Source organism: Nocardioides sp. CER19 (genome assembly GCF_029846275.1).
Lineage (GTDB): Bacteria > Actinomycetota > Actinomycetes > Propionibacteriales > Nocardioidaceae > Nocardioides.
In genome coordinates this window covers 358,822-380,248 of the sequence record NZ_JARVWS010000004.1, presented here as the reverse complement: position 1 = coordinate 380,248, position 21,427 = coordinate 358,822, and the positions used below count along the sequence as shown (strand labels likewise).

At 72.1% G+C, this 21,427-nt stretch carries 22 protein-coding genes; 21 read left to right on the top strand and 1 reads right to left on the bottom strand.

Going from position 1 to position 21,427, the window contains the following annotated elements; all coding sequences use genetic code 11:
* Window positions 1-81 precede the first annotated feature (81 nt).
* The 21 genes from rsmH to QDS12_RS21195 all read left to right on the top strand — a co-directional run bounded on the left by rsmH (window position 82) and on the right by QDS12_RS21195 (window position 20,493).
* The gene (gene rsmH, locus QDS12_RS21295) at window positions 82-1,050 is read left to right on the top strand and encodes a 16S rRNA (cytosine(1402)-N(4))-methyltransferase RsmH (RefSeq protein WP_279882918.1); all 969 of its coding nucleotides are present in this window, start codon (window positions 82-84) and stop codon (window positions 1,048-1,050) included.
* A 61-nt stretch (window positions 1,051-1,111) separates the two neighbouring features.
* Entirely contained in the window at window positions 1,112-1,567 is a 456-nt protein-coding gene (locus tag QDS12_RS21290; protein ID WP_279882916.1) for a hypothetical protein, read from the top strand.
* A 142-nt stretch (window positions 1,568-1,709) separates the two neighbouring features.
* Window positions 1,710-3,485 (top strand): penicillin-binding protein 2, encoded by a 1,776-nt coding sequence (locus QDS12_RS21285; protein ID WP_279882914.1) that lies wholly within the window; start codon window positions 1,710-1,712, stop codon window positions 3,483-3,485.
* 118 nt (window positions 3,486-3,603) lie between these two features.
* A complete protein-coding gene (locus QDS12_RS21280; protein WP_279883505.1) occupies window positions 3,604-5,082 on the top strand; it encodes a UDP-N-acetylmuramoyl-L-alanyl-D-glutamate--2,6-diaminopimelate ligase in 1,479 nt (492 codons plus the stop codon).
* A gap of 116 nt (window positions 5,083-5,198) precedes the next feature.
* Window positions 5,199-6,266, top strand: a complete 1,068-nt coding sequence (gene mraY / locus QDS12_RS21275) for a phospho-N-acetylmuramoyl-pentapeptide-transferase (RefSeq protein ID WP_279882912.1) — start codon at window positions 5,199-5,201, stop codon at window positions 6,264-6,266.
* Window positions 6,266-7,726 carry a UDP-N-acetylmuramoyl-L-alanine--D-glutamate ligase gene (gene murD, locus QDS12_RS21270; protein ID WP_279882910.1) on the top strand — a complete coding sequence of 487 codons (1,461 nt, stop codon included), beginning with the start codon at window positions 6,266-6,268 and terminating at the stop codon, window positions 7,724-7,726. The genes mraY and murD overlap by 1 nt, the downstream gene beginning before the upstream one ends.
* Window positions 7,727-7,742: 16 nt before the next feature.
* Window positions 7,743-8,996, top strand: coding sequence for a putative lipid II flippase FtsW (gene ftsW / locus QDS12_RS21265; protein WP_279882908.1), 1,254 nt, complete (start codon window positions 7,743-7,745; stop codon window positions 8,994-8,996).
* Window positions 8,997-9,009: 13 nt separating this feature from the next.
* A complete protein-coding gene (gene murG / locus QDS12_RS21260; protein ID WP_279882906.1) occupies window positions 9,010-10,083 on the top strand; it encodes an undecaprenyldiphospho-muramoylpentapeptide beta-N-acetylglucosaminyltransferase in 1,074 nt (357 codons plus the stop codon).
* Window positions 10,080-11,489: a UDP-N-acetylmuramate--L-alanine ligase gene (gene murC, locus QDS12_RS21255; RefSeq protein WP_279882904.1), complete on the top strand. Its 1,410-nt coding sequence runs from the start codon at window positions 10,080-10,082 to the stop codon at window positions 11,487-11,489. Before murG ends, murC begins: the two co-directional genes overlap by 4 nt.
* Window positions 11,482-12,276, top strand: a complete 795-nt coding sequence (locus QDS12_RS21250) for an FtsQ-type POTRA domain-containing protein (RefSeq protein WP_279882903.1) — start codon at window positions 11,482-11,484, stop codon at window positions 12,274-12,276. The genes murC and QDS12_RS21250 overlap by 8 nt, the downstream gene beginning before the upstream one ends.
* Before the next feature lie 341 nt (window positions 12,277-12,617).
* Complete coding sequence (ftsZ, locus tag QDS12_RS21245; RefSeq protein ID WP_279882900.1) at window positions 12,618-13,811, top strand: cell division protein FtsZ; 1,194 nt, start codon at window positions 12,618-12,620, stop codon at window positions 13,809-13,811.
* 3 nt (window positions 13,812-13,814) lie between these two features.
* On the top strand, window positions 13,815-14,510 hold the full coding sequence (locus tag QDS12_RS21240; RefSeq protein ID WP_279882898.1) for a polyphenol oxidase family protein: 696 nt from the start codon (window positions 13,815-13,817) through the stop codon (window positions 14,508-14,510).
* Entirely contained in the window at window positions 14,507-15,205 is a 699-nt protein-coding gene (locus QDS12_RS21235) for a YggS family pyridoxal phosphate-dependent enzyme (protein ID WP_279882896.1), read from the top strand. Before QDS12_RS21240 ends, QDS12_RS21235 begins: the two co-directional genes overlap by 4 nt.
* A gap of 58 nt (window positions 15,206-15,263) precedes the next feature.
* Window positions 15,264-15,788, top strand: a complete 525-nt coding sequence (locus QDS12_RS21230; protein WP_279882894.1) for a cell division protein SepF — start codon at window positions 15,264-15,266, stop codon at window positions 15,786-15,788.
* A gap of 24 nt (window positions 15,789-15,812) precedes the next feature.
* The gene (locus QDS12_RS21225; RefSeq protein WP_279882892.1) at window positions 15,813-16,103 is read left to right on the top strand and encodes a YggT family protein; all 291 of its coding nucleotides are present in this window, start codon (window positions 15,813-15,815) and stop codon (window positions 16,101-16,103) included.
* Window positions 16,104-16,258: 155 nt separating this feature from the next.
* A complete protein-coding gene (locus QDS12_RS21220; RefSeq protein ID WP_279882890.1) occupies window positions 16,259-17,005 on the top strand; it encodes a DivIVA domain-containing protein in 747 nt (248 codons plus the stop codon).
* 162 nt (window positions 17,006-17,167) lie between these two features.
* Window positions 17,168-17,854 carry a TraR/DksA C4-type zinc finger protein gene (locus QDS12_RS21215; RefSeq protein ID WP_279882887.1) on the top strand — a complete coding sequence of 229 codons (687 nt, stop codon included), beginning with the start codon at window positions 17,168-17,170 and terminating at the stop codon, window positions 17,852-17,854.
* Window positions 17,855-17,913: 59 nt separating this feature from the next.
* Window positions 17,914-18,384 carry a signal peptidase II gene (gene lspA / locus QDS12_RS21210; protein WP_279882886.1) on the top strand — a complete coding sequence of 157 codons (471 nt, stop codon included), beginning with the start codon at window positions 17,914-17,916 and terminating at the stop codon, window positions 18,382-18,384.
* On the top strand, window positions 18,381-19,313 hold the full coding sequence (locus QDS12_RS21205; protein ID WP_279882884.1) for an RluA family pseudouridine synthase: 933 nt from the start codon (window positions 18,381-18,383) through the stop codon (window positions 19,311-19,313). The genes lspA and QDS12_RS21205 overlap by 4 nt, the downstream gene beginning before the upstream one ends.
* The gene (locus QDS12_RS21200) at window positions 19,291-19,767 is read left to right on the top strand and encodes a GNAT family N-acetyltransferase (RefSeq protein WP_279882882.1); all 477 of its coding nucleotides are present in this window, start codon (window positions 19,291-19,293) and stop codon (window positions 19,765-19,767) included. Before QDS12_RS21205 ends, QDS12_RS21200 begins: the two co-directional genes overlap by 23 nt.
* Before the next feature lie 51 nt (window positions 19,768-19,818).
* On the top strand, window positions 19,819-20,493 hold the full coding sequence (locus QDS12_RS21195; RefSeq protein ID WP_279882880.1) for a hypothetical protein: 675 nt from the start codon (window positions 19,819-19,821) through the stop codon (window positions 20,491-20,493).
* Window positions 20,494-20,518: 25 nt separating this feature from the next.
* Here the strand turns inward: QDS12_RS21195 and mmuM are convergent, their stop codons facing one another.
* On the bottom strand, window positions 20,519-21,421 hold the full coding sequence (gene mmuM, locus QDS12_RS21190; protein ID WP_279882878.1) for a homocysteine S-methyltransferase: 903 nt from the start codon (window positions 21,419-21,421) through the stop codon (window positions 20,519-20,521).
* Window positions 21,422-21,427 lie beyond the last annotated feature (6 nt).

The following is a 21,427-nucleotide window of genomic DNA, read 5'->3' as shown; positions in this document are numbered from 1 at the left end:
CACAGGTCGGAGGGAGCGGGCATGAGACCTGGTTCTACGGAGCCGCACACATTTCCAAGGACGGAACCAAGGGTGGGGTCGATGAGCAGCAGCGAAGGTGCAGGCGCGCCGCGTCACGTGCCCGTGCTGCTCGACCGCATCATCGAGCTGCTCGCCCCGGCTCTCGCCCGCGAGGGCGCCGTCGCCGTGGACTGCACGCTCGGGCTGGGCGGTCACAGCGAGGCCATCCTGCAGCGGATCCCCACCTGCCGGCTCGTCGGCATCGACCGGGACCAGCACGCGCTCGCGATGGCGGGGGAGCGGCTGGCGCCGTACGGCGACCGGTTCACCGGCGTCCACGCCGTCTACGACGAGCTGCCCGACGTGATGGCGGACCTCGGCCTGTCGACCGTCGACGCCGTCCTGTTCGACCTCGGCGTCTCGTCGATGCAGCTCGACGTCCGCGAGCGCGGCTTCGCCTACGCCGAGGACGCGCCGCTCGACATGCGGATGGACGACAGCACCGGGCCGACCGCCGCCGACGTCCTCAACACCTACAGCGCCGGCGAGCTGACCCGCGTGCTGCGCGAGTACGGCGAGGAGAAGTTCGCCTCGAGGATCGCCGGCGCCATCGTCCGTCGACGCGAGACCACGCCGTGGACGACCAGCGGCCCGCTGGTGGAGCTCCTCTACGACGTGATCCCCGCGCCCGCCCGGCGTACCGGCGGCCATCCGGCGAAGCGGACCTTCCAGGCGCTGCGCATGGAGGTCAACGACGAGCTCGCCGTCCTGCGCCGCGCCATCCCCGCCGCCGTGCAGGCGGTCGCGGTCGGCGGCCGCGTCGTCGTGGAGTCCTACCACTCCCTCGAGGACAGGCTCGTGAAGCAGGCCTTCACCGCCGCGACCAAGCTCGACGTCCCGCCGGAGCTGCCCTTCGTCCCCGAGGGGATGGAGCCGACCCACCGGCTCGTCACCCGCGGCGCCGAGCAGGCCGATGAGGCCGAGATCGCCCAGAACCCCCGCGCAGCCTCGGTCCGGCTGCGCGCCATCGAACGAGTTCGTCCCTCCTAGTCAGCCCCTCCTAGTCCATCCCTCCGAGACCTTCCCCGTCTTCTCTTCCCCGGAGACCTCCATGAGCAACAGCGCAGCATCCAAGATCACCTCTCGCCGCTTGGCGTGGCTCGAGCCGAGCGCCCTCCAGCGCGCCCGGTTGACCGTCGTCCCTCGCCGACGGGTGCAGGCGTCGCGGTTCCCGTTCGTGACGCTGGTGAGTCTGATCCTCCTCGGCGGCGTCATCGGACTGCTCTGCTTCAACACCTCGATGCAGCAGGCGGCGTTCACCGAGTCGCGGCTCGAGAAGCAGGCGACCACCCTCGCGGCTCAGCAGCAGGGGCTGGAGATGGACCTCGAGAAGCTGCGCGACCCCCAGCACGTCGCCGAGGCCGCCCAGAAGCAGGGCATGGTCATCCCGGGCAACGTGGCGATGCTGCACACGGACACCGGGAAGGTCAGCGGCGAGCCGGCCCCCGCGAACGCCGACGTCACGCCGCCGCTCTGGCCGTCCGTCCGGAAGCCCTCGTTCCGCTGAGGTCCCAGGAGATCGGGACCCCGACACGCGGGCTCGGTGACGGGCGCGGGCACGCAGGGCAGCAAGACTGCTCACATAGGACACACCAGTAACACCAGTAACAGTCAGCGATGACGATGAGTGAGAGAGCAAGGGGGAGCGCGTGACCAGGAAGCGTGGCACCGGTCGCGGCTCGTCCCACTTCCGGCTCCGCGTCGGCTTCGTCCTGATCGCGATGGTGCTGTCCCTGTTCGGGGCGCGCCTGGTGCAGCTGCAGGGCTTCGACCCCTACTCCTACGCGGCCGCGGCCCGCAAGGCCAACATGGTCCAGGTCGTGCTCCCCGCGAGCCGCGGCGACATCCTCGACCGCAACGGTGAGCCGCTCGCCGACTCGGTGGACGGGCTGATGGTCGTCGCCGACCCGCTGATGACCTCCAAGCGCGCGCCGCAGCTGGCCAAGTTCCTCTCCAACAAGCTCGACGTCGACTACTTCACGACGCTCAAGCGTCTGCGCGGCACCGACGGCAGCCGGTTCGAGTACGTCGCCCGCCGGATCCCGGCGACGATCGCCAGCCGCGCCGTCCAGGAGGCCGAGGCGCTCGGCTACAAAGGCCTGACGACACGCCGCGACCCGCTGCGCGACTACCCGGGCGGCGACCTCGCCGCCAACCTCGTCGGGTTCGTCGGCACCGACGAGTCCCTCGGTGGTCTGGAGCGCACGTTCGACAAGCGGCTGGCCGGCAAGGACGGCACCGCCACCTACGAGGTCGCGAGCGGCAGCCGCATCCCACTCGGGCAGAGCACCTCGGTCGCGCCCGTCGACGGGCAGAGCATCAAGACGACGATCGACCGCGACGTGCAGTGGTACGCCAACAAGGTCCTCGCCCAGGCGGTGACCTCGACCAACTCGGAGTCGGGCGTCGCCCTCGCGATGGACACCCGCACCGGTGAGGTCCTGGCGCTGTCGGACTACCCGACCTTCGACGCCAACCACCCCGCCGAGTCACCCAAGGCGGACCGCGGCAGCCGCGCCCTCTCCGACGTCTACGAGCCCGGCTCGGTGGAGAAGGTGCTGACCCTCTCGGCGCTCATCGACGCCGGCAAGGTGACCGACCGGACCCGGCTGACGGTGCCCAACTCGCTGCACCGCGAGGACCGCGTCATCCACGACTGGTTCGACCACCCGACGAAGCGGTGGACCCTGGCCGGCGTCGTCGCCCAGTCGTCCAACATCGGCACTGTGCTCGCCGCCGACCACTTCGACGACGGCCAGCTGCGCGACTACCTGGTGAAGTTCGGTCTCGGGCAGCGCACGGGAGTCGGCCTCTCCGGCGAGTCCCCGGGCATCCTGCCGAGCGCCGCCCAGTGGAACCACCAGATCCAGGACCGGATCGACTTCGGCCAGTCGGTGTCCGTCAACGCGCTCCAGATGATCACGGCGGTCAACACCGTCGCCAACGGCGGCGTGCGGGTGTCGCCCAGCCTCATCGAGGGCTCTGCCACGACCGACTCCGGGCAGACGGTGGGCAGCGACCGCACCACGCGGACCCGCGTCGTCAGCGCCGAGGCCGCCGACCAGATGATGAATATGATGGAGCGGGTGCCCGACCCGGCCACCGGCACTGCGCCGGGCGCCCAGGTGCCGGGCTACCGCGTCGCCGGCAAGACCGGCACGGCGCAGCGGGCGGACTCGTCCTGCAAGTGCTACGACGGCTCGCTCACCGTCTCCTTCGCCGGGTTCGCACCCGCGGACAACCCGCGCTTCACCGTCTACGTCGCCATCCAGGACCCGAAGACCAACAAGGGTGGCGGCTCGCTCGCCGGGCCGGTGTTCTCCAAGATCATGAGCCGCCTCCTCGCCCGCTACGGCATCCCGCCGACCGGCACGCAGCCCTCCCACCTGCCGGTGGAGTGGGGGCCGGGCCGGCTCCGCTACTGAGTCCACCTGCTGGGATGATCGACCGGTGCCCCACGACACCCGCACCAGCGACGGGCTGAGCGTCGCCGCCACGAGGCCGCAGCGCCCGCCGCGCACGGTCCTGCGCGACCTCCTCGAGGTGCTGCCCGACGCCACGACGATCGCCGGTGACGAGGCGACCACCGTCACCGGCGTCTCGCTGAGCACCCAGCGGATCCTCCCCGGTGACCTCTACGCCGCGCTGCCCGGCTCGCGGGTCCACGGCATCGACTTCGTCGCCGACGCGCTGGAGGCCGGCGCGGTCGCGGTGCTGACCGACGAGGTCGGCGCGAGCCGGGTCAAGCCCGGGTCGCCGCTGCTGGCCGGCGTACCCGTCATCGTCACGGAGGACCCGCGGCGCGCGCTCGGCCGCCTGGCGGCCCGGGTGTACGGCGACCCGGCGGCCGCCCTCCGGATGATCGGCGTCACTGGCACGCAGGGCAAGACGACCACGACCCGGCTGCTCGAGGGCGGACTGCAGCGGGCCGGGGTGACGGCCGGCGTCATCGGCACCGTCGGCACCCGGATCGCCGGCAAGGACGTGAAGACCACGCTGACCACGCCGGAGGCCCCCGACCTGCACGCCCTCTTCGCCCGGATGCGGGAGCAGAAGGTCAAGGCGTGTGCCATGGAGGTCTCCAGCCACGCCCTCGTGCTCGGTCGGGTCGACGGCGTCGTGTTCGACGTCGCGGTCTTCCTCAACCTCGGCCGCGACCACCTCGACTTCCACCACAGCGTCGCCGAGTACTACGCCGCCAAGGCCTCCCTCTTCACGCCCGAGCGCGCCCGGCGCGGCCTGGTCAACATCGACGACGAGCACGGGCGGCGGCTCGCCGCCGAGGCCCCGATCCCGGTCAGCACGTTCTCGACGCTCGGCGACGCCGACTGGCGCGCCGTCGACGTCGAGCTGGGCCCGCAAGGGTCGACGTTCACCGTGGTCGGCCCCGACGTCCGGCTCGAGGCGCGCTGCCCGCTCCCGGGCGACTTCAACGTGACGAACACCCTGGCGGCGATCGCGGCCGCGGCCGAGGCGGGCCTGGACGCGACCAGGATCGCGAACGCGATCGGCCAGGGCGGCGGGGTGCCCGGCCGCCTGGAGCGGATCGAGGCGGGGCAGGACTTCACCGTCGTCGTCGACTACGCGCACAAGCCGGACGCCGTCGAGGCGGCGATCAGGACGCTGCGGCCACTGACCGACGGGCGGGTGCTGGTCGTGATCGGCGCCGGCGGCGACCGCGACGCCGGCAAGCGGCCGCTCATGGGCGAGATCGCCGCGCGGCTGGCCGACCTCGTCGTGGTCACCGACGACAACCCGCGTACCGAGGAACCCGCGGCCATCCGTGCCGCAGTGCTCGACGGGGCCGGGCGCGGTGGCGCTGAGGTGCTGGAGATCGGCGACCGGCGGGCCGCGATCACCGAGGCGATCGGCCGGGCCGAGGCCGGCGACATCGTGCTCGTGGCGGGCAAGGGCCACGAGACCGGGCAGGAGGTCGCCGGGGTGGTGCATCCCTTCGACGACCGGCAGGTCTCACGAGAGGCGTTGATCACACGGCTTCGCGGAGCGACCGGCATGGCGTGAAGCGGGCCGAACGGGCGTACGGCAGGATGGTCCGGGCCCGTCGCCAGGACGGGAGGGGGCCACAGACGAGCGACGAGGGAGCACCGTGCGAGTGGTGAGCCAGTGGTGAGGGAGTCATGAGAGCGATCCTGTTGGGCGGCGGAGTGGCCCTCCTCGTCTCGCTGCTCGGCACCCGCATCGCGATCCGCGAGTTCACGCGGCTGGGCTACGGGCAGGAGATCCGCGAGGACGGCCCGACCACCCACCACACGAAGCGCGGGACGCCGACGATGGGTGGCGTCGCGATCATCGTGGCCACGGTGGTCGGCTACTTCGTGGCCAAGCTGGTGACCGGCGTGCAGCCGTCGTACTCGGCGCTGCTGCTGCTCTTCCTCTTCGTCGGAACCGGCCTGGTCGGCTTCCTCGACGACTTCATCAAGATCTACCGGCAGCGCAACCTGGGCCTGCGCAGCAGGGCCAAGATGATCGGCCAGACCGTCATCGCCCTGGTCTTCGGCGGGCTGGCGCTGTGGGACCGCCTGGCCGACGAGGCCGGCCGCAACCCGGCTTCCAACGAGATCTCCTTCCTGCGGGACTGGGGCTGGACGCTGCCGACGATCGTGGTGCTGCTGCTCATCTGGTTCTTCGTCACCGGGTTCAGCAACGCGGTCAACCTCACGGACGGTCTCGACGGCCTGGCCACCGGGGCGAGCGCGCTCGTCTTCGCGGCGTACGTCGTCGTGGGCATCTGGCAGGCCAACCAGACGTGCGGCGTGACCGTGAACCCCAAGTGCTACGACGTGCGCGACCCCCTCGACCTGGCGGTCGTCGCCGCCTGCATCGCCGGCGCCTGCATCGGGTTCCTGTGGTGGAACGCGTCGCCCGCACAGATCTTCATGGGCGACACCGGCTCGCTGGCGCTCGGCAGCGCCCTCGCAGGGCTGGCGATCCTGTCCCGCACCGAGCTGCTGGTCGTGATCCTGGGCGGCCTCTTCGTGGTGGAGACCCTGTCGGTGATGCTGCAGGTCGGGTTCTTCAAGGTGAGCAGGGGCAGGCGCATCTTCCGGATGGCGCCGATCCACCACCACTTCGAGATGCTCGGCTGGGAGCAGGTCACCGTCGTGATCCGGTTCTGGGTCATCACGGGCCTCTGCGTCGCCGCGGGCGTCGGCATCTTCTACGCCGAGTGGGTGACGGGCAACTGATGGGCGACCCCGGCCGACTCGGCCGCCACGACTCCTGGGAGGGCGTCCGCGCCGTCGTCGCCGGGTTCGGCGTCTCAGGATTCGCCGCGGCCGACAACCTCCTCCACCTCGGCGCCGCGGTCACCGCGCTCGACGAGAAGCCGGCCGAGGGGGAGCGGGCCGAGAAGGCCCAGCTCCTCGAGGTGCTCGGCGCGAAGATCCGGCTCGGCGAGGGCGCGACGGCCACGCTGCCGGACGACACCGACCTGCTCGTCACCAGCCCCGGCTGGCGGCCGTCGGCGGCCCTGCTCGCGCAGGCCCGCGACCGCGGCATCCCGATCTGGGGGGAGGTCGAGCTCGCCTGGCGGCTGCGCGACCCCGACCACCCGGCTCCGTGGCTCGCGATCACCGGCACCAACGGCAAGACGACGACCACCGAGATGCTCGACACGATCCTGCGGACGGCTGGCCTGCGCAGCGTCGCCGTCGGCAACGTGGGTCGCCCGATCGTCGAGGCGGTCATGGACCCCACCCCCTACGACGTCTTCGCGGTCGAGCTCTCCAGCTTCCAGCTCCACTACACCGAGTCGATGGCCGCCGAGTCGGCCGCCGTGCTCAACGTGGCCGAGGACCACCTCGACTGGTACGACGACCTGGGCGGCATGGCCGGCTACGCCGCCGACAAGGGCCGGGTCTTCGAGCGCGTCTCCCGCGCGTGCGTCTACAACGTCGCCGACGAGACCACCCGCCGACTGGTCGAGGAGGCCGACGTCGTCGAAGGTGCCCGCGCGATCGGGTTCACGCTGGGCATGCCGGGCGTCGGGATGCTCGGCGTGGTCGAGGACATCCTGGTCGACCGCGCCTTCATCGAGGAGCGCGCCACCAGCGCCGCCGAGCTGTGCCAGATCGGCGACCTCGCGAGCCCGGCGCCGCACTTCGTGCAGAACGCCCTCGCGGCGGCGGCCCTCGCGCGGGCCCACGGGGTCAGCCAGGCGGCGGTCCGCGACGGGCTGCGCGCCTTCCGCCCCGGCGGCCACCGGATCACCGTGGTCGCCGAGAAGGACGGCGTCACGTGGGTCGACGACTCCAAGGCCACCAACCCGCATGCCGCGAAGTCCAGCCTGCTCGCCTACGACCCCGTCGTCTGGGTCGCCGGTGGCCTCGCGAAGGGAGCGACGTTCGACGAGCTGGTCGAGACGGTGAAGGGACGGCTGCGCGCCGTCGTCCTCACCGGCCGAGACCGCGACGTCATCGCGCAGGCTCTCGCGCGACACGCCCCCGATGTGCCGGTTGTGACGGCTGGGACCAGTGAGACTGGCGTTGACGTCATGCGACAGGTCGTGGCGGCCGCCGCCGGCCTCGCCCAGCCCGGGGACACCGTGCTGATGGCACCCGGCTGCGCCTCCATGGACCAGTTCCGTGACTACGCCGCCCGTGGGGACGCGTTCGCCGCGGCGGTGAGGGAGCACACCGGACACTGACAGGGGGCACCAGGGGATGACGACAGCCAACCCCGAGGACACCGCCGTCGTACCAGCCGTCAGCCGGGTCCGCGGGGCGCTGCGCAGCACGCCCTGGCTCAGGGCGCTGCGCGAGGCGATGGACCGGCCGCTGACGTCCTACTACCTGCTGCTCGGCGCCTCGGCCCTCCTGCTGACCATCGGCATGATCATGGTGCTGAGCGCCTCGAGCGTCTACTCCTTCCAGCAGTACGGCGACTCGTACGCGATCGTCCGCCGCCAGGCGCTGTGGGTGGTCATCGGCCTCCCGGTCGCCTGGGTGGCGACATGGATGTCGACCCGCTGGATCCGCCGGTTCACCTGGCTGGCCTACTTCGTCTCCCTCGGGCTGCTGCTCCTGGTGGCCTTCCTGGGCGTCTCCGTCGCGGGCAACCAGAACTGGCTCGCGATCGGCCCGCTGCGCATCCAGCCGTCCGAGATCGCGAAGCTGTCGCTGATCCTCTGGTCGGCCAACGTCTACGCCAACAAGGACCGCCGGCTGGCCAGCCTGCACGAGCTGATCGTCCCTGTGGTGCCCGGCATGCTGCTCGCCACCGGCATGGTCATCCTCGGGCGGGACCTCGGCACCGCCCTCGTGTTCTTCGCGATCATGCTCGGCATGCTGTGGGTGGCCGGCGCGCCCGCGAAGCTGTTCGGGCTCGCGGCCACGGTCGTCGGCGTCGGCGCCTTCGGCCTGGCCAGCATCGACCAGGAGCGCGTCTCGCGGCTCACGAACTTCTTCGACCCGTTCAAGGACTTCGAGGGCGCCGGCTGGCAGGCCGGTCACGGCCTCTACGCGCTCTCCAGCGGCGGCATCTTCGGCGAGGGCATCGGTGCCTCCCAGCAGAAGTGGGGCAACCTGCCCGAGGCGCACACCGACTTCATCTTCGCGGTGCTGGGGGAGGAGCTCGGCCTCGTCGGCACGCTGCTGGTCATCCTCCTGTTCCTCACCATCGCGTACGCCGCCCTGCGCGTGGCCCGCAAGACCGCCGACCCGTTCGTCCGCTACGTCACCTTCGGCGTCGTGGTCTGGCTGATCGGGCAGATGATCATCAACGTCGGGATGGTGCTCGCGCTTCTGCCGGTCATCGGCATCCCGCTGCCGGTCGTGTCCTACGGCGGATCCGCGCTGCTGCCGACGCTGGCGGCGCTCGGCCTGGTGATCGGGTTCGCCCGGCGCGAGCCCGAGGCGGCGCGCGCACTCGCGGCGCGCCGGAAGGCGCGCTCCGCCGGGCTGTCCGCCTCTCGGTAGGCTCGACCCCGCCATGCGTGTTCTCCTCGCGGGCGGCGGAACCGCCGGCCACACCTCGCCCCTGCTCGCCACGGCTGACGCGCTCCGTCGGCTCGATCCCACGGTCGAGGTCACCTGCCTCGGCACGCCCCGTGGTCTGGAGACCCGGGTCGTCCCGGAGGCCGGCTACCCGCTGGAGCTGATCCCGCCGGTGCCGCTGCCGCGCAGCCTCAACCCCGAGCTGTTCCGGGTCCCCGCGAACCTGCGCGCGGCCGTCAAGGCGACCAGCACGGTGCTCGACAAGGTCAGGCCCGACGTCATCGTCGGCTACGGCGGCTACGTCTCCGTGCCCGCCTACCTCGCGGCCCGGCGCCGCAAGCTGCCGGTCGTCGTGCACGAGCAGAACACCGTGCCGGGTCTCGGCAACAAGATCGGCGCCCGCATCGCGCGTCGCGTCGCCGTGAGCTTCCCGGACACCCCGCTGCCGGGCGCCGAGTACGTCGGCCTCCCGATCCGGAGGATGATCTCGACGCTCGACCGGGCGGCCCTGCGCACCGACGCCCGGGCGTTCTTCGGCCTCGACGAGCGCCCCACGCTCGTCGTGACCGGCGGTTCCCAGGGTGCGCGCAGCCTCAACAGCGCGGTGACGGCCGCCGCCCCGGCACTCGTCGCGGCCGGCGTCCAGGTGCTGCACGTGGTCGGCCCGAAGAACGAGCTGCCGCCCGCCTCACCCGGCTACGTCCCGCTCGGCTACGTCGACCGGATGGACTACGCCCTCGCCGTGGCCGACCTGATGGTCTGCCGCGCTGGCGCGAGCTCGGTCGTCGAGGCGGCCGCCGTCGGCGTGCCCGCGATCTTCGTCCCGCTGCCGCACGGCAACGGCGAGCAGGAGCGCAACGCCCGTCCCGTCGTGGACGCCGGGGGAGCGCTGCTCGTCGCCGACACGGCCTTCACGACCGAGTGGCTGACGTCGACGGTGCCCCCGCTCGCCACGGACGCCGCGCGGCTCGCCGACATGGGCGCCCGCGCCTCCGCGCTCGTGCCGCGCGACGCCGACGAGAAGCTCGCCCGGATCGTGCTCGAGGTGGGCCAGGAGCGGGCGCGGTGAGGGTCCCGGTCCCCGAGGCGATCCTGCCCGCCGACCAGCTCGGCCGGGTCCACTTCGTCGGGATCGGCGGCGCGGGTCTCTCCGCGATCGCACGCCTCATGATCGCCCGCGGCATCCCCGTCTCCGGGAGCGACGGGGTGGCTTCGCCGACGCTGGAGCGGCTGCGCGAGATGGGGGCCACGGTCCACGTGGGCCACGCCGCCGAGCACGTCCACGGCGCCGACACGCTCGTCGTCTCCACCGCCGTCAGGGAGGACAACCCGGAGGTGGTGGAGGCGCAGCGGCTCGGGCTGCGGCTGCTGCCGCGATCGGCCGGCCTGGCTGCACTGATGGCCGGGCGGAAGGTCCTCGCCGTGGCCGGCACGCACGGCAAGACCACCACGACCTCCCTCCTGACCGTCGCCCTGCGCGAGGCGGGTGCGGAGCCGACGTACGCCATCGGCGGCGACCTGGCGCAGTCCGGCACCAACGCCGAGCTCGGCGCCGGCGACCTGTTCGTCGCCGAGGCGGACGAGAGCGACGGCGCGTTCCTCGTCTACCGGCCTTTCGCCGCCATCGTCACCAACGTGGAGGCCGATCACCTGGACTCGTGGGGGAGCGAGGCGGCCTACCACGCGGCCTTCAACGAGTTCGTCGAGCGGATCGACCCGGCCGGACTCCTGGTCGCCTGCGTCGACGACCCCGGAGCCGCGGCGCTGCGTGCCGTCGCCGCCAGTCTCGGCCGGACGTTCGTGGGCGTCGGGACGACCGACCTCGCCGACGTACGTGCCGTCGACGTCGTCCTCGACGGCACCACGTCGTCCTTCACCGTCGTCGACCGCGGGCGTGAGCTCGGCCGGGTCACGCTGCAGATCCCGGGCCGTCACTACGTGCTCGACGCGCTCGCCGCGATCACGCTCGGGCTGCGGATCGGCCACGACTTCGAGGCGCTCAAGCGCGGCGTCGAGGGCTTCGGCGGCACCCGGCGCCGGATGGAGCGCAAGGGGGAGCAGGGCGGCGTCGAGGTCTACGACTCCTACGCCCACCACCCCGCCGAGATCGCCGGCGACCTCGAGGCCGCGCGAGCCGTGGCGGGGGAGCGGCGGCTCGTCGTCGCGTTCCAGCCGCACCTGGTCTCCCGCACCCGCATCTTCGGCCCGGACATGGGTCGGGCTCTCGGGGCCGCCGACGAGGTCGTCGTGCTCGACGTCTACCTCGCCCGTGAGGACCCCGACCCGGACGTCACCGCAGCACTCGTCGCCGACCACGTGCCGCTGGCGCCCGAGCGGGTGACCACCGTCGCGGGCCTCGACGCCGCCGCGGCCGAGCTGGTCAGGCGCGCCCGGCCCGGCGACCTCGTGCTCACGCTCGGTGCGGGCAGCATCACCGAGGTCGGCCCGAAGGTGCTGGAGCTGTTGCGTGCGTAGCCGTCCGCAGGAGCGTCACGACACCGCCGGCACCACCGGCGGCCTTCCCGAGGTCTCGGCCGAGGACCAGGCCGCGCGGCGTACCCGCCGCCGCTTCGCGCGTCGCCAGTGGCGCCGCCGGTGGCTCGCCTGGCGTCGGGTCCTGGCCGTGGTGGTCGTGCTCGCCGTCCTCGGCGTCGCGGTCTGGGCGGTGTGGTTCTCGAGCATGCTGTCGGTGCAGTCCGTCGAGGTGACCGGCACGTCGGCGCTCGGGTCCGGCCAGGTACGCCGGGCCGCCGGCGTCGAGCTGGGGAAGCCGCTGGTCTCGGTCAACCTGGGCGCCGTCCGTGCCCGGATCGCCGCGCTCGCCGCCGTGGAGCACGTCGACGTGTCGCGCAAGTGGCCCGATGAGGTGCTCATCGACGTCACCGAGCGCACGCCGATCGCCGTCATCGACTTCGGCGGCCGGCTCCGTGGTCTCGACAAGGACGGCGTCGTCTTCCTCGACTACAAGTCGGCGCCGCCCGGCCTCCCGAAGGTGACCACTCCCTACGGCACCAGCGCCAAGGCGCTCCGCGAGGCCGCCAAGGTCGTCGCAGCGCTTCCGCCCGGGCTGACGAAGATCATCGACCACGTCGCGGTCAAGACCGTCGACCAGATCACCCTCTCCCTCACCGACGGCCGCACCGTCGTCTGGGGGAGCTCGGCCGACTCCGCCGAGAAGGCGGTCGTGCTCCAGGCGCTGCTCAAGCACGACGCCAAGACCTACGACGTCTCCGTGCCGGGTCAGCCGACGACCGCTGGGTGAGGGCGGGGTCGGAGTACCCGGGGTCTCGATACGCCCTCGTCTCGCGGCTCGGGCCACTCGACCGGCGCGACGGTGTCGAAGCGCTTCTCGTCGGTCGAGTCGTTCGTTTGGTCGAGTGGTTCGTTGGTCGAGTAGCGAGCGCCAGCGAGGGTATCGAGACCAGCGCCTTGCTCATTCGGTTCCGACGCGCCCGCGTGTCTCCGCCGATCGGGGCATCAGGCTGCCTACTGTCTTCATCACGACGAGGTTGACATAACTATAACCCTCAGGCTGAGGGTCAGGGTTGACCACACGGACAGACCACAGAGACACAAGCGCAAGACACACGAGGGGCGAGCACCGTGGGAGCTGCACAGAACTACCTGGCGATCATCAAGGTCGTCGGCATCGGTGGAGGCGGTGTCAACGCCGTCAACCGGATGATCGAGGTCGGCCTCAAGGGGGTCGAGTTCATCGCGATCAACACCGACGCCCAGGCGCTGCTGATGAGCGACGCCGACGTCAAGCTCGACATCGGGCGGGAGCTGACCCGGGGCCTCGGGGCCGGCGCCAACCCCGACGTGGGCAAGCAGGCCGCCGAGGACCACGCCGAGGAGATCGAGGAGGTCCTCAAGGGGGCCGACATGGTCTTCGTCACCGCCGGTGAGGGCGGCGGCACCGGTACCGGCGGCGCCCCCGTCGTCGCGAAGATGGCCCGCAGCCTCGGCGCGCTGACCATCGGTGTCGTGACCCGGCCGTTCGCGTTCGAGGGCAAGCGGCGCGCCAAGTCCGCCGAGGACGGCATCGCCCAGCTCCGCGAAGAGGTCGACACCCTCATCGTCATCCCCAACGACCGCCTGCTGTCGATCTCCGACCGCAGCGTCAGCGTCATGGATGCCTTCCGCCAGGCCGACCAGGTGCTGCTGCAGGGTGTCGCCGGCATCACCGACCTGATCACCACGCCCGGCCTGATCAACCTCGACTTCGCCGACGTGAAGTCGGTCATGTCCAACGCCGGCTCCGCGATCATGGGCATCGGGTCGGCCCGCGGCGACGACCGCACCGTGCAGGCGGCGCAGACCGCCGTCTCCAGCCCGCTGCTGGAGGCGAGCATCGACGGCGCCCACGGCGTGCTCCTGTCCATCGCCGGCGGCTCCGACCTCGGCCTCTTCGAGATCAACGAGGCCGCCGCGCTGGTCGCCGAGGCGGTCCACCCCGAGGCCAACATCATCTTCGGTGCCACCATCGACGACGCCCTCGGGGACGAGGTCCGCGTGACGGTCATCGCGGCCGGCTTCGACGGCGGCATGCCGAAGCGCCGCGACGAGAGCAACATCATGCGCCGCCCCGCGCAGCAGCAGTCGCAGCCGCCGCAGTCGCAGGAGGAGACCCGTGCTGCCGTCGCGGCCGCCGTCGCCTCGCGGCAGGAGGCACCGGCATCCGGCCCGACGACCCCGCCGCCCGCCCCGCGCCCGGCCGCCCCGGCGCCCGCCCCCGCCCCGGACCCCGCGACGTTCAGCGACGACGAGCTCGACGTACCCGACTTCCTGAAGTGAGCTGTGTTCGCGTTTCGTGAGACCTGCGACCTCGGCCCGGGACACTCCCGGGTCGAGGTCGCGTTCACCGATGCCACCCTCGACCTGCAGGGCAGGAAGCCAGGCTTCGGCGACGCGCTCGCTGCGGTCGTCGAGACGACCGGCGTCCGGTTCGCGCGTCTCAACCAGGTCCACGGCGACGTCGTCCTCGACGCACCCGAGCCGCCTTCCGGACCGACCGACGACGTGCCGGTCGGCGACGCTCTCGTCACCGACCGTCCCGGGGTCGGGCTGATGGTCCGGGTGGCCGACTGCGTGCCCGTCCTGCTCGCGGACCCTGCGACGGGTGTCGTCGGAGCCGTGCACGCCGGTCGCCGGGGCGTCGCGCTCGACATCGTCGGCCGGGCGGTCGAGCGGATGCGTGCGCTCGGTGCGTCGGACCTGAGGGCCTGGGTCGGGCCGCACGTGTGCGGCGGGTGCTACGAGGTGCCAGAGGCGATGAGGGACGAGGTGGCCGCCGTCGTCCCGGCCACCCGCGCCGAGACGACGTGGGGTACCCCTGCACTCGACCTCGGCGCCGGCGTCCTCGCCCAGCTGGCCGACGCCGACGTCAGTGCCGTACGTGTCGGCGGCTGCACCCTCGAGGACGAGAGCCTCCACTCCTACCGCCGGGACGGCGCCGTGTCGGGCCGCATCGCGGGGCTGGTGTGGTTGGCATGACCCGCGCCGAGGAGCTGGCCGGCAACCTGGCGCGAGTGCGCGAGCGGATCTCCGCCGCGGCGGTCGCCGCCGGGCGCCCCGCCGACGACGTGGGCCTGGTCGTCGTCACGAAGTTCTTCCCGGCCTCGGACGTGCGCCTGCTCGCCGACCTGGGCGTGGCCGACGTGGGCGAGAACCGCCACCAGGAGGCCGACGCGAAGGCCGCCGAGTGCGCGGACCTGCGCCTGCGCTGGCACTTCATCGGCGGCCTGCAGAGCAACAAGGCGGCCGCCGTGGCGGCGTACGCCGACGTGGTCGAGTCGGTCGACCGGCCCAAGCTGCTCGCGCCACTGTCCCGCGGCGCGCACGAGCGGGACCGCGCCGTGGACGTGCTGCTGCAGGTCAGCCTCGACCCGCCGGAGCACGGCAACCGCGCCGGCGTGGCGCCCGGCGACCTGGCCGCCCTGGCGGAGGCCGCGGCGCAGACCGAGGGCCTCGTCCTGCGCGGCCTGATGGCCGTCGCGCCATTGGGGGAGGACCCGGCCGCCGCGTTCGACAGGCTGGCGCAGATCCGCGCCGGCTTCCTCACAGACCACCCCGACGCGACCACGTTGTCGGCGGGGATGAGCGGCGACCTGGAGCAGGCCGTCGCCTTCGGCGCGACACATGTGCGTGTCGGCTCCGCGGTCCTCGGTTCGAGGCCCGTGGTCCCTTAATGTTCGAGACGGATCCCGACGACGGCGACGGCCGGAGTCCGAAAGGAAGGCAAGTGTCATGAGCGGCGCGATGCGCAGGATCGGTGAGTACCTCGGCCTGCTCGAGGACACCGGCCGGTACGACGACTACACCGGCGAGTACGACGCCTACGACGACTCCGACTACACCCGTGAGTCGCCGGTCGTGACCAGCCGGGCCCCCAAGGTCCGCGAGGCCCGCCCGGAGCCCCGGCAGGCGGCGCCGGCCACGGTCGCCGACCTCTCCGAGCGGCGTCGGCCCCAGGCGGTGCCGGACGTGGCGGAGCTGTCGCGGATCGTGACGCTCCAGCCGACGACCTACAACGACGCCCGTGCCGTGGGCGAGCACTACCGCGACGGCACGCCCGTGATCATGAACCTGTCCGAGATGGAGGACGCGGACGCCAAGCGTCTCGTCGACTTCGCCGCCGGTCTGATCTTCGCGACGCACGGCGACATCGAGCGGGTCACCAACAAGGTGTTCCTGCTCTCGCCGCACAACGTCTCGGTCGCCGCCGAGGCCAAGCGTCGCATTGCCGAAGGTGGGTTCTTCAACCAGTCCTAGGCCGGTTCTCTACAGTTCTCCAACATGCAGATCTTCTGGCAGGTCGTCGTCGTCCTGCTGTGGGCGTTCATCGGCCTCCTCTGGGTGCGCTTCGTCGTCGACTGGGTGCAGGTCTTCGCGCGCTCGTGGCAGCCTCGAGGTGTCTTGCTGGTCGTGCTGGAGATCGTCTACAGCGTCACGGACCCGCCCATCAAGGCACTCCGCAAGGTGATCCCGCCGCTGCGGATCGGGTCGATCGCGCTGGACCTGAGCTTCTTGATCGTGCTGCTCGCGGCCTACGTCCTGCTCAGGCTGCTGTCGCCGTTGGCGGCCTAGGAGGACACGGGGCGAGCGACGGCCACCACCCCGTGGGGTAGGCGCTAGAGTTCCACAGAGCAACCGCAGGACAACCCAGAGCAACCCCGGGCGACACTGCTGCAACTTGCAACACACTGACTTCCGAACAACCGAGCAACGATAAGGGTGAGGTCATGCCGCTGACGCCAGAGGACGTGAGCAACAAGCGATTCACTCCCGTCCGGCTCCGCGAGGGGTACGACATGGGCGAGGTGGACCAGTTCCTCGACGAGGTCGAGGCGGAGTTGGCGCGCCTCACCAAGGAGAACGACGACCTCCGGTCGAAGCTGTCCACGGCGCAGGGGGCGGGGGAGTCCTACACGCCTCCGGCGCCCGAACCCGTCAAGCAGCCCGAGCCCGAACCGGCTCCCGCTCCGACCCCGGTCGCAGCGGCCGCGCCGGCCGTGGCCGGCGGTGTGGAGACTATCCGGGTGGAGACCGTCCCGGAGGCGTCCAACGCCGCCGCGCGCCTGCTGGAGATCGCCACCCGCAACGCCGACGAGCTGGTCGACGGCGCCAAGAACGACGCGGACAAGATCATCGGCGAGGCCCGCACGAAGGCCGAGCGCCTCGAGGCCGAGTCCAAGGCGAAGGCCGACCGGATGGAGTCCGACGCCCGGACCCGCGCCCAGATGCTCGACTCCGAGACCGCCGAGCGGCGCCAGCAGCTCTTCGGTGACCTGGAGCGCGAGAAGGACAAGCTCACCGCCGAGGTGGAGAAGCTGCACTCCTTCGAGCGCGAGTACCGGTCGCGTCTCAAGAACTACTTCACGCAGCAGCTCGAGTCGCTGAACTCGATGGGCGGCGAGGGTGGCGGCGCCGACGAGACGCCCGCCGCGCCGAAGCGGCTCCGCTCGATCCTGGGTGAGGAAGAGGGCTGAGCCCTCGTCCTGACCACGACCACGCCGGCCGTCCCCTCGGGGCGGTCGGCGTGGTCGTTTGAGTGGCCCTCCACCAGCGGCTACTCTCCCCGCACGCGCTGTGGTGCGGCTCACCGTCGGGGGTGACCTGCCCGCAGCGCCGCCGTGAAGGAGGCACCCGCGATGGCCCGTCCGACCGCCAAGAAGACGTCCGCCGCTCAGAAGTCGTCCACGACCACGGCCACGGCGAAGAAGGCTGTCTCACAGGGCAGCCCTGCCGCCTCCTCACGGGTGGGGAAGCGGCAGACTGCTCCCGCGACGACAGTGAGCAAGACCCCGAGCAAGACCACCAGCAAGACCCCGAGCAAGACGGCAACGAAGAAGACCGCGACCAAGAAGACGGCCCAGAAGGGGACCAGCGTGGCGACGAAGAAGGCAGCAGCAGCGGCGGCGGCAACGGCCACGAAGGCCACGGCCTCGGCGCTCGCCGTCCGCGAGGGTGAGGAGGCCTGGACCCAGGCCGAGCTCGACGAGGTCCTCGACGAGCTCCGTGAGCAGCGGGAGCACTCGCTGCAGGTCGTGACCGTCCAGGAGGCCGAGCTCTCCGGCCTCATGAAGGACTCCGGCGACGGCGCCGGCCAGGACCAGGCCGACATGGGCGCGACGAGCTTCGAGCGCGACCACGAGCTGACCGTGCTCAACTCCGAGCGGGACAAGCTGGCCCAGATCGAGCGGGCGCTGGTCGCGATCAGCGAGGGCAACTACGGCATCTGCGAGTCGTGCGGGGAGCCGATCGGGAAGATGCGGCTGATGGCCTTCCCGCGTGCGACACTGTGCATGACATGCAAGCAGCGCGAGGAACGTCGCTGAGCGACGTACCAGAACCCCGTCCGGTCCCTGCCCGTCCCCGTGCCGCCTCGTTTCGCGCGTTGGCGGCGCTGGCCTGGATCGTCGGCCTCGCGGTCGACCAGATCACCAAGGCGATCGCGGCCGACCGCCTCGCGGACCGGGGCAGCGTCCGGGTCGTCGGGTCGCTCCTGCAGCTCGACCTGACCCGCAACGCGGGCGCGGCGTTCAGCACGGGGACCCAGTTCACGGTGGTGCTCTCCTGCCTCGCGGCAGCAGCGACGGTCGTCGTCGTCATCATCGCGCTGCGCGCCCGGACCGTGGTGTGGGCGATCGCCCTCGGCCTGCTGCTCGCCGGCATCACCGGCAACCTGACGGACCGGCTGTTCCGCGCCCCTGGTCCGCTCCGCGGTCACGTGATCGACTTCCTCATGCTGCCGCACTGGCCCGTCTTCAACGTGGCCGACATCTGCATTACGCTCGCGGCGGCGCTGATCGTGGTCCAGGCCTACCGCGGCGTGCGGCTCGACGGTCGCCGCGAGGACCGTTCGTGAGCGACGGGCACCGCGTCCTCCGCGTGCCCGAGGGCCTGGCGGGCGAGCGGGTCGATGCCGCCATCGCACGGCTCTTCGGCATCTCACGAACGCGCGCGGCCGAGCTGGTCGCCGAGGGGCACGTGCAGGTCGACGGCGCGGGGGTGAGCAAAAGCGACCGCGTGCTGCCCGACGCGCTGCTCGAGGTCACCATCCCCTCGGTCGCCGATCCGCTCGAGGTCGTGCCCGAGATCGTCGAGGGCATCAAGATCGTCCACGACGACGACGCCATCGTCGTCATCGACAAGCCGGTCGGCGTGGCCGTCCACCCCAGCCCGGGCTGGACCGGTCCGACCGTCGTCGGTCACCTCAAGGCCGCCGGCTTCCGCATCAGCACGAGCGGTGCCAAGGAGCGCGAGGGGATCGTCCAGCGCCTCGACGTCGGTACGTCGGGGCTCATGGTGATCGCGAAGTCGGAGCACGCCTACTCGGTGCTCAAGAACGCCTTCCGCAACCGGACGCCCACGAAGATCTACCACGCGCTGGTCCAGGGGCACCCCGACCCGCTCGAGGGCACCGTCGACGCGCCGATCGGGCGCCACCCGAAGCACGACTACAAGATGGCCGTGATGGCCGACGGGCGGCACAGCATCACGCACTACGAGACGCTCGAGGCGCACCGGTTCGCCAGCCTGCTCGAGATCCACCTCGAGACCGGGCGCACGCACCAGATCCGGGTCCACATGAGCGCGCTGAAGCACCCGTGCGTCGGCGACCTCACCTACGGCGCCGACCCCGCCCTCGCGAAGCGGGTCGGGCTCGAGCGGCAGTGGCTGCACGCCGTACGGCTCGGCTTCGAGCACCCGGCGACGGGGGACTACGTCGAGTACGAGTCGACCTATCCCGACGACCTGCAGCACGCCCTCGATGTCATCCGCGACGCCCACTGAGCTGCTGCTCCGTCCGGCGCTGCCCGACGACGGGCCGCTGATCGCCGCCCTCTACACCGCGACCCGGGCCGCCGCCGTTCCGCACATGCCGCCGGCGATGCACACGGCGGAGGAGGACGTCACCCACTTCAGCGCCCTCATCGTGGACGGCGAGCACGAGACGTGGGTCGCCGAGCAGGACGGCAGGGTCCTCGGGTTCGCGATCCTGACCGCGACCTGGCTCGACGGCCTCTACGTCCGTCCGGACGCCCAGGGCCGGGGCGTCGGCACCGCGCTGCTCCAGCTCGCCCAGGCGCTCCGCCCGGACGGCTTCGGGCTGTGGGTGTTCGAGAGCAACACCCCTGCCCGGGCCCTCTACGAGCGGCACGGCTTCGTCGAGACCGAGCGCACGGACGGCTCCGGCAACGAGGAGAAGGCCCCGGACATCCGCATGAACTGGCCCGCGGACCGCTGATGGCGGGTCCCACCTGGCGGCAGGTAGCGTCGCGCCGAGGAGGAGGCACCAGTGATCGACGACGACGTGCGGGCCGACGTCAGGGCCGCTGAGGACCTGGCCGGGTCGACCCCGATCGACGGCGGCGCTCTCAACGGCGTGGCCTGGACGGGCGACGCCGACCGCGTGGTCTGGCTGCATCCCGCCTGGCAGACGGTGGAGATCCTGCCGGAGCACGTGCGCGACGCGCTGCGGATCGGCCGGCTCGACCTGGTCGCCGTCGCCTTCGCCTGCCGTGCGACCGGTACGTGGCGGCCGCTGCTGGCGGGCGTCAACGCCTGGTGCTACGGCGGCTCCGAGCACGGCGTCGAGCGGACTCGCCGGGTCCTGGCCCTCGCCGACCTCGAGACGCGGCTCGAAGCGGCGGTCGCGGTGCTCGACGCCGACGGGCCGGTCGAGGCCTACTACCTCCTCAGCAACGAGGGACACGTCCACGGCTGGGGTCCGGCCCTGTTCACCCGTTTCCTCGACGCCGCCGACCGGCGCGAGTCCGGGCGCGCGCTCGGCCTCGACCCGGCGCTGGCCGGCGCGGTCAACGGGCTCGTCCCCGGGAGCGACCTCGCGGCCGCCGACTGGGGGACCGCCGAGTACGCCTTCTACCTCGGCCTGCTGCACCGGGTCGCCGCCGAGGCGGGGGTGTCGCCGACCTCGGTCGAGGCGGCACTCGCAGCCAAGTTCGCGGACTAGCGGCATCCGTCGGGCACCGATCCGGCTAGGCGAGCGCCTCCGCCAGGGCGGCGATCTGGTCCTGGCCGACGCGGCAGCAGCCCCCGACCAGCCGCGCACCGGTCGCGACCCAGTCGGTCGCCGCCGAGACGTCGTACGTCGGCCGGCCGGTCCAGTGCCCGACGCCGCCCGGCGCGTCGGCCGCCTGCCAGCCCTCCCCGCTGTTGGGGTAGCAGACGACGGGGAGGCCGGTCAGGGCCGCCCGGCCCACCGCGGCTCCGGCCTCCGTGGGATCGCAGCAGTTGACCCCGACCGCGACGATGCTGCGGCCCGACGCGGCGGCGGCGAAGGCGTCGTCGAGCGACTGCCCGGCGCGGGTCCGCCCGTCGGCGACCGCGAGGCTGACCCACGCCGGCAGGCCGAGCTCGTCGAGCAGGTCGACGAGCACCTCGACCTCGTCGACGTCGGGGATCGTCTCGACGGCGATCAGGTCGGGGCGCTCGCCGGCCAGCAGCTCGAGCCGCGGGGCGTGGAAGTCGCGGAGGTCGGCCCGGTCGAGCCCGTAGCGGCCGCGGTACTCCGAGCCGTCCGCGAGGAAGGCGCCGTACGGTCCGACCGAGGCGGCGACGTAGCGCGTCACCCCGTCGCCGGCGAGCTCGGCGGCCGCCTCGCGCGCCAGCCGGACACTGAGCCGGATCAGCCCCGCCGCCTCGCGCGGCGACAGCCCGGCCCCGACCAGGCCGGGCAGCGTCGCCTGATAGCTCGCCGTGATCGCGACCCGGGCGCCGGCGGCGAAGTAGGAGCGGTGCACGGCCTTGATCTCGGCCGGGTCGTCGCGCAGCAGCCGGGCCGTCCACAACGGCTCGACGAGCCGGTGGCCGCGGTCCTCCAACGCGTTGGAGAGGCCTCCGTCGAGGACCAGCGGGCTGTCGAGCGTCGGCACGGGCATGGCGTC

Bases quoted from the DNA above. Each gene is read 5' to 3' on its own strand.
- QDS12_RS21235 (WP_279882896.1), top strand. From the start codon at position 14,507: ATGACCCGCGCCGAGGAGCTGGCCGGCAACCTGGCGCGAGTGCGCGAG.
- ftsW (WP_279882908.1), top strand. From the start codon at position 7,743: ATGACGACAGCCAACCCCGAGGACACCGCCGTCGTACCAGCCGTCAGC.
- QDS12_RS21215 (WP_279882887.1), top strand. From the start codon at position 17,168: ATGGCCCGTCCGACCGCCAAGAAGACGTCCGCCGCTCAGAAGTCGTCC.
- QDS12_RS21200 (WP_279882882.1), top strand. From the start codon at position 19,291: ATGTCATCCGCGACGCCCACTGAGCTGCTGCTCCGTCCGGCGCTGCCC.
- QDS12_RS21230 (WP_279882894.1), top strand. From the start codon at position 15,264: ATGAGCGGCGCGATGCGCAGGATCGGTGAGTACCTCGGCCTGCTCGAG.
- QDS12_RS21225 (WP_279882892.1), top strand. From the start codon at position 15,813: ATGCAGATCTTCTGGCAGGTCGTCGTCGTCCTGCTGTGGGCGTTCATC.
- mraY (WP_279882912.1), top strand. From the start codon at position 5,199: ATGAGAGCGATCCTGTTGGGCGGCGGAGTGGCCCTCCTCGTCTCGCTG.
- mmuM (WP_279882878.1), bottom strand. From the start codon at position 21,421: ATGCCCGTGCCGACGCTCGACAGCCCGCTGGTCCTCGACGGAGGCCTC.
- QDS12_RS21290 (WP_279882916.1), top strand. From the start codon at position 1,112: ATGAGCAACAGCGCAGCATCCAAGATCACCTCTCGCCGCTTGGCGTGG.
- rsmH (WP_279882918.1), top strand. From the start codon at position 82: ATGAGCAGCAGCGAAGGTGCAGGCGCGCCGCGTCACGTGCCCGTGCTG.
- murG (WP_279882906.1), top strand. From the start codon at position 9,010: ATGCGTGTTCTCCTCGCGGGCGGCGGAACCGCCGGCCACACCTCGCCC.
- murD (WP_279882910.1), top strand. From the start codon at position 6,266: ATGGGCGACCCCGGCCGACTCGGCCGCCACGACTCCTGGGAGGGCGTC.
- QDS12_RS21220 (WP_279882890.1), top strand. From the start codon at position 16,259: ATGCCGCTGACGCCAGAGGACGTGAGCAACAAGCGATTCACTCCCGTC.